This window comes from Sphingomonas sp. CD22 (assembly GCF_034556155.1).
In the GTDB taxonomy this organism is placed as follows: Bacteria; Pseudomonadota; Alphaproteobacteria; order Sphingomonadales; family Sphingomonadaceae; genus Sphingomonas.
This window is the reverse complement of record NZ_JAYDYX010000013.1, coordinates 69,207-79,642: the sequence shown is the minus strand read 5'-3', so window position 1 is coordinate 79,642 and position 10,436 is coordinate 69,207. Positions and strand designations below refer to the sequence as shown.

Below are 10,436 nucleotides of genomic sequence, written 5' to 3'. Positions count from 1 at the left end.
ACTCTGTGTCAGAACTTCCAAATACCGCTTGCAACCGAAGGGGCGTCCACAGATGGTGCTGCGGACAGGTCATTACGATCTTTCGGTTATATGCCACAGCACTCCGGAAGGATCGTGGACGAAGCCGACCGTCAAACCCCAAGGCTGAACCGCAGGAGCTGTTGGGGCTGGCGCACCAAACCGTTCTGCAACAGCTGCGGGATTATGGCGATGCCACCATTCCCGGCAGTCTGAAACCACCAGCTGCACCATGAAATTCTCAGCCAGCTCCTTCACATAAAAGTTCTGAAGGAGGAAGCTCGCGTCGCCGTTCGACATGACGGCGATGCTGTCGTCAGCATATTCGACCAAAAAGCCCAAGGCTTCGTAGAACGAACGAGATCGGCCATGATCGCGCGCAGGGATAAATGGGCGTAGCATACTTATCCTCTAAGCTCTCAAACCCGTGTCGGGTTTAATGACCATAGCCTGGCTTTGTCGATTGCCCCATCGAGTCATACAGGCGAGACGGCATTGGCAAAACTCGATCCCTTTGAGAAATTTGGCGTGCCGTCGGGCGGTGGGAAATGCGTGCGGCATGAGCCCGCCTCGACATGAACGAAGGTCCGATGTTGGGGCGCGGAATCTTTCACGTGAACGTCCAAAACTGGGTCACTGCGGCAAGGGGCAGGGGGCGGGGGGCGAGGGGCAGTTTAACGCCGCTGCCCGCACTATCGAAGAAGTCGCCTCGGCACGCGATCGTTGCGTATATACGGCTCATCCGGCGGCTTCTCCAATTTCTTTCGGCTGGTCCTGATGACCAAGCGGACATATGCCTCGATGCAACAACGGGGGCACGGGAATGATCGACAGACGCAAGCTTATCGTCGGCGGCCTTGCTTTGGGGGTAGCGACCGCAGCATCCGCCAAGGTCCCAAATACAACCAAGCGTCAGGCCATCGAAGGGATAATCCTGCCTCCGGATTTCAATGGCGCGCTTGCCTACGGACGACAGGGCAAGCTCGAGCACATCCGCTGCGTCGGTCTAGCCGATGTGGAGGATAAACGTCCCGTCACGCCGCACACGCAGTTCAAATGGGGGTCCGCATCAAAATGGGTGGCCAGCGCGACTGCCCTCCGCCTAGTCGAGCGCGACATGTTATCGCTGGATGCGCCGATCGCGACCTACCTGCCGGACTTTCGCCGCGACACGGGCGACCGCGTGTTGATCAAGCATCTGCTGTCCAACACCAGCGGTATCACCGACCTTCTGGTTCCAGCGATCAAGGCTGATCGATCGCTCCTTAACTTGACGGAGAGGCCGGCGACGATACTAGCCAAATACGGGAGGGGCGACTTGAAGTTCACCCCTGGTGCGGGATGGGATTACACCCCCCTCAACTGGGTGATCGTCGCGGCGGTGCTGGAGCGGATCACCGGCAAGCCGCTAGCCGAGCTGGTTGGGCAGATGGTCCTTCAACCGCTGCACATGACCGAGACCGGTTATGCCCAGATGGGGCAACCTTCGATGCCGGGATTAGCGGCCGCGTACGGCAGCGTCGTCCCGCCAGTCCGCAAGATGACGGCTGTCCCCGCGTTCCTGGCGGGCAGCGGGAATACGGCCAGCACGGTGCGGGATGCCGTCCGCGCCGCGCACGGCATTTTTCATACCGGCCTTCTAAGCGCGGGATCGCGGCTGGAACTCACAAGCGTTCGATGGCCGGATCAGGAATATGCCCTCGGGGGCCGTGTCCACGCTATCGGCAACGAGCCATGGGCATGGGAGTCAGGTAAGGTTGAGGGATATCGAGCCTTGATCGCGCACCGCCTGAGTCGGAGCGAAACCATCGTGATCTTCAACACGACCGATATGTCGCAGTCCCAGATCGGGGACTGGGCCGAAACTATTGCTACTGCCTAAATCAACCGCCTTCCTCCCGATAACACGGGAAACGCCTGACCGTGACCAAGTCAATTTGCGATGCTCTGCAACGAAACAGGCATTGCGGCACCCGAACGACGCATCGTGCCTGCGCAACAGTTCACGCGCATGATCATCATCCCCACTGGCGTCGCGGTGAATGATGATAGGATCGATACGAGGGAGATGAGATGGTGACAGGAACCATGACCGTTCTTGCGGCTGCCGCGATATTCGTCGGTACCCATTTCCTACTGTCGCACCCGTTGCGCCCGCCCCCTGGTCGCCGCGATCGGCGAGAAGGCATTCCTGGGCGTCTATTCTTTAGTGGCGTTCGTCACGTTCGGCGCGACGATCTGGGCGTATCGGGCCGCCGCGATCACATCGCCTTTGTGGAACGTCGGCGGTAGCCTGTGGGCGATCTCGACCGCCCTGATGCTCGTCGCTTCAATCCTGCTCCTCGGGTCGCTCGTCCGCAATCCCGCGCTTGCCGGCACCGCTACGAATGCCGCCACGGCCGAGGCACGGGGCGTATATGGCGTTACCCGACACCCGATGATGTGGGCGTTCGCGATCTGGGGCACGTCGCATATCCTGATCTATCCGATCGCCAAGAACGTCATCCTGTCGGGATCGATGATCGTACTGGCTTTGGTCGGGGCGGCTTTGCAGGATCGCAAGAAGGCCACACTGGATCCGGAAGGCTGGCCAGCATGGCAGGCTCGGACAAGCTATCTGCCGTTCGCCGCCATCGCTGCCGGACGTACCAAATTGGGCGGCTTTGGGGGACATGCCTTAGGTGGCGGCCTTGTCACATGGCTCCTGGCGACATGGGCACACATCCCGCTCGCCGGATGGCCGGCCGGCATCTGGCGCTGGATCTATTGAGTTTGTCGATCGGGAAGTGTCGGATGGTAGTCCCGCCGCCCCCGCTGGCACTAATGTCGCTGAGCGATGAACGAGAGTCCGAAAGCGGGACCCGTCAATTTACCGCTGAACGGCCGGTTGTGGGTCAGCGCCACTGCGAAACTGGCGGCAGCTTTCGACCAACTCAAGACATTGGTAACGTTAATGTGGCCGACGGCTTTTACTGGAACCCGCCAATTGCTATTCCGATTATCGTTGCTGATGACAAGGCTTCCCCCGTTTCGGCGAGATCGAAGTCAGAAAATCCAATCGACTAGCAACTCGCCACCGGAGACTTCAAGTACCGTCCCGGTGACATATGGGTTGGTCATGAGAAAAACAGCTGCGTGTCCGACATCCCCTGCTGTCCCCAACCGCCTGGCCGGGAACTTGGCGCGTACCTTGGCGCGGATTTCCTCCACGTCCGCCGGAGGCAGCACTTCCCAGAAATTGGTATCGATGAAGCCGGGCCGGATCGTGTTGACGCGGATCGGAGCTAACTCAAGCGCGAGCGATTGTGACAGCAATTCGACCGCCGCAAAGGTTGAGGTGACCGCGGCTAGGCCAAGCTTCGCGCGGGCGCCGGTCCCGCCCGTCAGGGAGGTCATCGAGCCGCCAGCCTGAAGGTGCGGGGCGGCATATCGAGCACAGGCCCATGTGCCGAGAAACTTGGCCTCCAGATAGCTGCGGACGCCGCGCATGTCGGGGTCCATGAACGATCCCCAAGCACCGAGCGCCGGTCCGGCGGTGACGACGAGGTGATCGAAGGGCCCGATCGCCTCGAATGCGGCCTGCACTGCTGTCTCGTCGCTGATATCCAGAACGACTTGCTCGAACGCCGCAAGCTCCGGATGTTCCTCGACCGACGTATTGCGGCGGCTGGCGACCGTAACGGCAGCGCCCATGGCATGGGCGGCCTGCGCGACCCCGAGGCCGATCGCCTTCTTACCGCCGACGACGACGACCCGCTTGCCGGTGAGGTCGAACGATGGTGTCGGCGTAGGTACTTGCACTGATGCGGAATTGCTCATGACAAATATTCGTTCATTCAAGAGGAAAGCCGGCGCGAAGGTCGGTCAGGCTTGGACGCGATTGGCTTCCTCCGCCGCGCGAGCCAGGGCTTCCACCCATTCCTAGTGGTAGCGATACAACAGGCCGGGATTCTGGCGTCCGATCATCTCCAGGAAAAAGGAACCCTGCTCGGTCTCTTCGGTGAGGAGGTGGCAGCCCTGTGCAGTGGGGGTGATGACCCAGCCGTGATAGGCGGTGGAGCCCGTGTCGTCATCGTCGACCATGGTGGCCCATGCGAGCCGTCTGCCAGGGACGCATTCGGTGACTTCAAGGCTCATCGGATAGCCCGCAGTCACACGGGTGAGCCTGGTCCCGAGGGCAAGTTCCCGCTCACCGCCGAGAATCTTCACCTGGTTCTCGGGGGGGAAGTGACGGTGCCAGTTCTCGGCATCGACGAGCAGTTTCCAGACCGTCTCGGCGGACGCTTCAACGTCAATATCGTTCAGCCCGTAGATCTCTGAGATCTTGGGGTGGAACTGCTCAGGCCAGATGACGTGGTCGTACATGCGTCGGTGCTCCTTCTTGGGCAGGACTCGGAGGTTCATCTCAGTTGGGCCGGTCTGTCAGGTCAGCGAACACCAAAGCCTGGCGCCATTCGGCAGGGCTGGTTCGCATGCCCTGGCGGAACGCGTCGGCCATCGCCTCGGCCAGCCACGATGCGTCGAGCCCCCCGAGATCCACCGCGCCCAGCCCGGCGTCCGCCGCCAGCCCAGCGGCCACCGTCTTCGCCTCCCCGTCGTCGCTGGCCAGCAACACCTGTGTGCCCGACGCCGCCAGCCGTTCGGGAGTCTCCCGCAGCACCCGCATCACGATGGTGTTGAACACTTTCACCACGCGCGCCTGCGGTGCGGCGGCCTGGAGCCGTTCGGCGTAACTCAGCCCATTAGGATGCGGCGAGGCGTAATCGCGGCCGGGATCCGGCTCGCGATTGTTGGGATCGAGCACGATTTTTCCGGCGAGGAGGTTCGGGTCGGCGGGCATCACGCCGCGCGGCGTCCACAACACGACATCGCCGAACGCCACCGCCTGTTCCTGGGTCATCGCGTGAGCACCGGCCAAGCCTTTCACCGCCGCCGCGGCCTTGACTGAGTCACGCGACCCGAAGGCCACCTCGTGACCCGCGCGCGCCCAGATAGACCCCAAGGTTTCCCCAACCTGCCCCACGCCTACGATCCCTATGCGCATCATCTCTCTCCGCTCGTGATACCCTCAACGTAAGCGCGGACAGTCGATCGAGGAATGACAGGTGGTGTTGTAAGTGAACCAACAGAATGTATTGAATATTAGATGGACACTCTACGTGCCGCTGTCGTCGTTCTCCGCGTTGCCGAGGCTCGCTCCTTCGCTGGCGCCGCGCGCTTGCTCGGCGTGACCCCGGCCGCCGTCGCGCGCCTCGTCGGGCGCTTTGAGACCGCACACGGTGCGCGCCTGTTCCGTCGATCGACCCGCACACTCTCCCTGACGCCAGACGGTGAGCGCTTCCTCGCTGAGGTCCGAGGCCCGGCACTCGCGCTCGCAGCGGCCGCCAGTCGGCTCGGCGCACCGCTCGGGGTCGCGGGTACGGTGCGAGTGACCGCCGCCGCCTCGCTCGCTCCGACCCTGCTGCACGCACTGGCTTCGCTTCTGGATTGTCATCCCGCGCTGCGTGTGGAGCTTGCATTCGATGACCACCTTGCCGACCTTGGCGGCGGACGTTGGGACCTCGCGGTGCGCATCGCGCCACGTATCGCCGACGCGAGCCTCCTCGCACGGCGCCTCGCACCGTTGCCGCTCGTCACCCTCGCGGCGCCCGCTTACCTCGCCAAGCACGGTGTGCCGCAGACGCCGGATGACCTAGTAAGACATCGGCTGGTCGGGGTGCGGTTTCCGGCAACGGGGCGCATGATGCCCTGGCTGTTTCGCACACCTAGTGGCACGCGCCGTCTTCAACCTGACTTCGCACTCATCGTCGACGGATCAGACGCCATGCGCGCAGCTGCGGTGCTCGGAGCAGGCATTGTGCAGGCTGGCTCGGAAGGCACGGCGACGCTCCTGGCCTCTGGCGGTCTCATGATGGTGCTCGAAACCTACGCGCCGCCTCCTTGGGCCGTGTGGATGTTGCGTGCGCCGGGTCCTGCAGGATCGGCGCTCGCCGCAGTCATGGGCGCATTCGTTGCGGCGTTTCGGCGGAAGGAGAACTGACAGCAGACTCGATGGTACGCGTTCCAACTCCGGTGAGGTAAACTCCGCTGCCGATGCCTACAAAGTGGGCATCGAACGAGCGGCGCGGTATGGCCGCAGCCGGGGACTTCCCACGTTACCGAACACGATGGTTCGTCGGGAAATGCCCTTCCTTCGGATACAGCTCGTTGCCGCGAACGGCCGCTTCACCCCAAAACGGTCGTTCGCTGTCGCGTTACTCAACGACGGGTTTGTCCCACCTTCCGCCCGCTCCCGCGGCGCTGCCGGTTGGTCGCGGACTGATGAGTGAATGTCGGAAGTTGGGAACGCGGAAAGGCTTCGGGAATGGCAACTTTTTGGTCTTTTACGGTGCCGCGCCGTCCAGCGTAGGAGGGGGATAGCATTGATCGGGCGCCAGCTCCGCAAGGAACGTTAGACGGCCATGTTGCCCAACCCGTTAGCCAAGGCGTCGAACACGGTGCGGAAGCGGGCGCTGGTCTTCAGATCCTCATGCATGACGATCCAAATCGGCAGGTGCAGCGCAATTGTAGGAAGAACGCGCACCAAGGCCTTGTCGCGCTGCGCGACAGCGGATTGGCACAGGCCGATGCCGAACCCTGCGCGAATAGCAGCGAGCTGGGCAAGGTTGCTGTCTGTCCTGAACGCGAAGCCGTGCCGGTCAAGGGGCGGAAGCTGCTCGACCATCGCGCGCAGCGCCGGCGTTTCGGCGTCATGCCCGATCAGGTCATGGGCGGCGAGTTCTGCCATGTTGGCCGGCGTTCCACGCCGGTCGAGATAGCTGTGGTGTGCATGAAAACCGAGTTCGACAGGCGGGAGGCGGCGCGCGAGCAAAGAGGTCTGTGTGGGCTCGGTCATGCGAACGGCGATGTCGGCCTCACGTGCGAGCAGATCGTCGACGCGATCCGATAACATCAACTCGACCACAAGTGCCGCATGGTCGCGTCGAAGCAGCGTCAGGATTGGCGGTAGATGTTCGACGGCGACGACGTCACTGGCGCTGATCCGCACCGTTCCTGTGACGCTACCCAGCGTACCGCTGGCAGTGCGCAGCAGCGCGGCGGCTGTGGTCGCCATAATCTGCGCATGCGATCGGAGCGATTGGCCAAGATCAGTGGGTTCCAGCCCGCGCTGCGACCTGACGAACAGGTCGGCGCCCAGAGCCGACTTTAGCGCGTCGACATGACGCGCAACCGTGGGTTGCGTGAGCCCGAGGCTGCGAGCGGCGGCAGACAGCGAGCCTTCATCAAGAACGGCGAGCAACGTGCGGTATAGGGCCCAATCAGGATCGTCGCTCATTGGTTTTTGTATAGCAGATCAACGTTCTTGGGCAATTTTCGATGTTGTTGCGACCACGTAATTCGGTCGCACGGCAACGGAGACAAAAGATGAAACAGCAAATCACGGTGTTCGGATACGGGGCGGTCGGCCAGCCAATCGTCGAGAGGCTGCTGGCTCGTGGAGACCGCGTGCGTGTCGCGACGCGCCGCCTACCTGCGAACCTTCCTGCGGACGTCGAGCACATGCCATGTGACGTCCTCGACGCCGCTGATGTCCGAGCGGCGCTCGCGGGTGCCGCGCAGGCGGTTCTGGCAGTCGGCTTTGCCTACGATTCGCGGCTGTGGCGCACCGTTTGGCCGCGGGCGATGACCAACATGGTTGAGGGATGTGCGGCCGCGGGCGCGCGGTTGGTATTTATCGATAACCTCTATCAGCTCGGACCGCAGACGACGCCGCGCACGGAAGATATGCCGCTGACCGCGGTCGGTGAAAAACCCGTGATTCTGGCCGAGGTGACGCGCATCTGGCAGTCGGCGCGCGGCCGCGTGCATGTGGCGGCGCTGCGCTGCACTGATTTCTACGGACCTGGCGTAACGGTGTCGCACCTTGGTACGCTCGCCATCGGTGAAATCGCGAAGGGCAAGCCCGCCCAAATGCTGGTGCCGACCGACACGCCGCACGACTTCGCGTATGTGCCCGATATCGCCCGCGCAGCAGTGCTATTGCTGGATGCGCCGGACGAGGATTTCGATCAGGTTTGGAATATGCCTTGCGCGCCGACCCGCACGCCGCGTGCGCTGCTGGCGATGGCAGCTGCCGCTCGTGGCTACACGTTGCGGGTGTGGGGCGTACCGCTGGCTCTGCTGCGTCCGCTGGGGTTGTTCTACCGTTTTGCCAAGGAAGTCGCCGATGTCGGCTTTACCTGGGACCGCTCTTACGTCGTCGACGGCGGCAAGTTTGCTCGCCGCTTCGTCTTCGACCCGACTCCTTTCGAGATCGGCGTGCCCGTGACCGTTCACGCTTTTGCGGGCGGTCGATCAGGAGGCTACGAGTGAGAAGAACGGAGCTAGCGACGGTTATGCAAAAATGGAAAATGGCGGCTGCGGCGGCTGTGCTGTGCGCAACCGGCGCTGCTGCCGGCGCACCACAGGCAGCGGCGCGGATGGACCTTCCCGTCCAGACGCTCGATCGAACACCGATCACTTCCCCCGTCGATCACCCGTTCCGAGGGACGATCGCGCTGGAAGTGGACGCGCGGGACGTGGCGCACAGAGTGTTCGTCGTCCGCGAACGCGTGCCGGTGCAACGCGCGGGCGCAATGACGCTCCTCTACCCACGCTGGGAAGCGGCAAGCCACGGGCCAAGTCTCACCGTCACCGAGCTGGCCGGGCTGACGGTATCGACGAACGGAAAACCGATCGCGTGGCGGCGGGATGCGATCGAGCCGCACGCCTTTCATCTGGAAGTTCCCGAGGGTACCAAGACGATCGACGTAAGCTTCCAGATCATCGCGGATGAAGATCGACTGTTGGCCGATGTGGTCGCCGTGGCTTGGCAGCACCTGCTGCTGTACCCGGCCGGGTGGTACGCTCGAAATATTGATGTAGCACCGTCGGTCATGCTGCCAACGGGATTGAGCGCATTTTCGTCGCTTGACGTTGCCGATCCGCGGGAAGGCAAGCTCAGCTTTAGACCGGTTTCTCTGGAGCGGTTGCTCGACTCGCCGGTCCTCGCAGGACGTCACGCCGCACGCGTGCCGCTTGCACAAGACGGCGCGGGCGCGGTAACGCTCGACCTCGTTGCAACAAAAGCCGGCGATCTTGCCGTTCCCCCCGATCGCATCGCGGATCTGCGTCGAATGGTAACGCAGGCGCGCGCGGTGTTCGGCCCGCCGCCGTTCAGCCGCTACGAGGTGCTGGCACGGATGAGCGACGACGGCTCGTCCGGCGGCACGGAGCACCGGGCGTCGGCCGAAATCGGCATGGCCTCGTCCTACTTCCGCGATTGGGCCGGGCAGCTCAACAATCGCGACATCGTCGCGCACGAGTTCGTCCATGCCTGGAACGGCCTCTACCGCGTGCCCGTGGACCTGTGGGCACCCACTCCCAATGTTCCGCAAAGCGGCAGCCTGCTCTGGATGTACGAAGGCCAGACCGAGTTCTGGGCGCGCGTGCTCGCCGCTCGTGCGGGGCTGCGGAGCCGTGAGGAAACGCTCGACAAGCTCGCACTTGATGCGGCCGAGGTCGTCAATCGACCGGGACGCGCGTGGCGGTCGCTGTCGGACGACGTGAACTACCCGTCATTCATGCTTCGCCAATCAGTCCCTTGGCGCGACTGGCAGCGGCGCAAGGATTACTACCTGGAAGGCGTGATGCTGTGGCTCGACATCGATGCGCTGTTACGCGAGCAGACCCACGGGCGCCGTGGAATCGATGATTTCGCGCGGGATTTTTTCGCCGGTGCCTCGGCGGAGCATCCCGTTCGCACCTATACCTTCGACGACCTCTGCGATGCTCTGGAACGCATTGCGCCGTTCGACTGGCCGAGCTTCCTTAACCGCTGGATCGAAGGGCATGGGGAAATGGACCCGTCCGAAGGGCTCAAGCGGCAGGGATGGCGTCTCACCTATGATGCAGAGCCGACACTAACATTCCAGCAGAACGAGCAGGAACTCGGCGGAGCGGACCTTTCATACTCGATCGGCCTGACGGTTGCAGATGACGGGAAGGTGCGCGCGGTGAATTGGGCCGGGCCGGCGTTCCGCGCAGGGATGGCTCCCGGCGATCACATTACGGCGGTCACGGGGGCGCCATACACACGTGGCGCTCTCCAAGATGCAGTACGGAATAGCCCAGCGAAGCCGATCGCGCTCACCTGGCAGCACGACGGAAATTCCGTGACACGAACGATCGATTATCGTGGCGGACTGCGATACCCCCACCTGACACGTGTCCCCGGTCATCGGGATGGGCTGACTGCGCTACTCGCCGCACGATGAGCATGCGGTGTGCCCCCCTCTCGCTATAGCGGCGTCTTAGGTTTCCCTCCCAGTGTAATCGCGCGCGCAGTTTTGCCGGCGAGGCAACATGAATAACTGTCC

Annotated in this window: 10 protein-coding genes; 5 read left to right on the top strand and 5 right to left on the bottom strand. The window is 62.9% G+C overall.

The genetic code is table 11. The features are described 5' to 3' along the window. Positions 1–72: 72 nt before the first annotated feature. Positions 73–420, bottom strand: coding sequence for a VOC family protein (locus SFC76_RS18840; RefSeq protein ID WP_322850949.1), 348 nt, complete (start codon positions 418–420; stop codon positions 73–75). Positions 421–841: 421 nt separating this feature from the next. On the opposite strand from SFC76_RS18840, the gene SFC76_RS18835 reads away from it, so the two are divergent. Both SFC76_RS18835 and SFC76_RS18830 read left to right on the top strand, forming a co-directional pair. Next, positions 842–1,900, top strand: a complete 1,059-nt coding sequence (locus SFC76_RS18835) for a serine hydrolase domain-containing protein (RefSeq protein WP_322850948.1) — start codon at positions 842–844, stop codon at positions 1,898–1,900. Between the two features lie 216 nt (positions 1,901–2,116). Continuing rightward, positions 2,117–2,788, top strand: coding sequence for an NnrU family protein (locus SFC76_RS18830; protein ID WP_322850947.1), 672 nt, complete (start codon positions 2,117–2,119; stop codon positions 2,786–2,788). Between the two features lie 275 nt (positions 2,789–3,063). Here SFC76_RS18830 and SFC76_RS18825 read toward each other — a convergent pair whose 3' ends face one another. From SFC76_RS18825 to SFC76_RS18815, 3 genes are all read right to left on the bottom strand, one after another. Continuing rightward, a complete protein-coding gene (locus SFC76_RS18825; RefSeq protein ID WP_322850946.1) occupies positions 3,064–3,837 on the bottom strand; it encodes an SDR family oxidoreductase in 774 nt (257 codons plus the stop codon). 102 nt (positions 3,838–3,939) lie between these two features. Then, positions 3,940–4,383, bottom strand: coding sequence for an SRPBCC family protein (locus tag SFC76_RS18820; RefSeq protein WP_322850945.1), 444 nt, complete (start codon positions 4,381–4,383; stop codon positions 3,940–3,942). 40 nt (positions 4,384–4,423) lie between these two features. Next, positions 4,424–5,062, bottom strand: coding sequence for an NADPH-dependent F420 reductase (locus SFC76_RS18815; protein ID WP_322850944.1), 639 nt, complete (start codon positions 5,060–5,062; stop codon positions 4,424–4,426). 102 nt (positions 5,063–5,164) lie between these two features. On the opposite strand from SFC76_RS18815, the gene SFC76_RS18810 reads away from it, so the two are divergent. Beyond that, positions 5,165–6,058 (top strand): LysR family transcriptional regulator, encoded by an 894-nt coding sequence (locus tag SFC76_RS18810; RefSeq protein WP_322850943.1) that lies wholly within the window; start codon positions 5,165–5,167, stop codon positions 6,056–6,058. 411 nt (positions 6,059–6,469) lie between these two features. Here the strand turns inward: SFC76_RS18810 and SFC76_RS18805 are convergent, their stop codons facing one another. Next, positions 6,470–7,354, bottom strand: a complete 885-nt coding sequence (locus tag SFC76_RS18805) for a LysR family transcriptional regulator (protein WP_322850942.1) — start codon at positions 7,352–7,354, stop codon at positions 6,470–6,472. Between the two features lie 89 nt (positions 7,355–7,443). On the opposite strand from SFC76_RS18805, the gene SFC76_RS18800 reads away from it, so the two are divergent. Beyond that, a complete protein-coding gene (locus SFC76_RS18800) occupies positions 7,444–8,391 on the top strand; it encodes an NAD-dependent epimerase/dehydratase family protein (protein WP_322850941.1) in 948 nt (315 codons plus the stop codon). Between the two features lie 23 nt (positions 8,392–8,414). Continuing rightward, positions 8,415–10,334, top strand: a complete 1,920-nt coding sequence (locus SFC76_RS18795; protein WP_322850940.1) for a hypothetical protein — start codon at positions 8,415–8,417, stop codon at positions 10,332–10,334. Positions 10,335–10,436: the final 102 nt, after the last annotated feature.

Bases quoted from the DNA above. Each gene is read 5' to 3' on its own strand.
- SFC76_RS18840 (WP_322850949.1), bottom strand. From the start codon at position 420: ATGCTACGCCCATTTATCCCTGCGCGCGATCATGGCCGATCTCGTTCG.
- SFC76_RS18835 (WP_322850948.1), top strand. From the start codon at position 842: ATGATCGACAGACGCAAGCTTATCGTCGGCGGCCTTGCTTTGGGGGTA.
- SFC76_RS18825 (WP_322850946.1), bottom strand. From the start codon at position 3,837: ATGAGCAATTCCGCATCAGTGCAAGTACCTACGCCGACACCATCGTTC.
- SFC76_RS18820 (WP_322850945.1), bottom strand. From the start codon at position 4,383: ATGTACGACCACGTCATCTGGCCTGAGCAGTTCCACCCCAAGATCTCA.
- SFC76_RS18815 (WP_322850944.1), bottom strand. From the start codon at position 5,062: ATGCGCATAGGGATCGTAGGCGTGGGGCAGGTTGGGGAAACCTTGGGG.
- SFC76_RS18810 (WP_322850943.1), top strand. From the start codon at position 5,165: ATGGACACTCTACGTGCCGCTGTCGTCGTTCTCCGCGTTGCCGAGGCT.
- SFC76_RS18805 (WP_322850942.1), bottom strand. From the start codon at position 7,354: ATGAGCGACGATCCTGATTGGGCCCTATACCGCACGTTGCTCGCCGTT.
- SFC76_RS18800 (WP_322850941.1), top strand. From the start codon at position 7,444: ATGAAACAGCAAATCACGGTGTTCGGATACGGGGCGGTCGGCCAGCCA.
- SFC76_RS18795 (WP_322850940.1), top strand. From the start codon at position 8,415: ATGCAAAAATGGAAAATGGCGGCTGCGGCGGCTGTGCTGTGCGCAACC.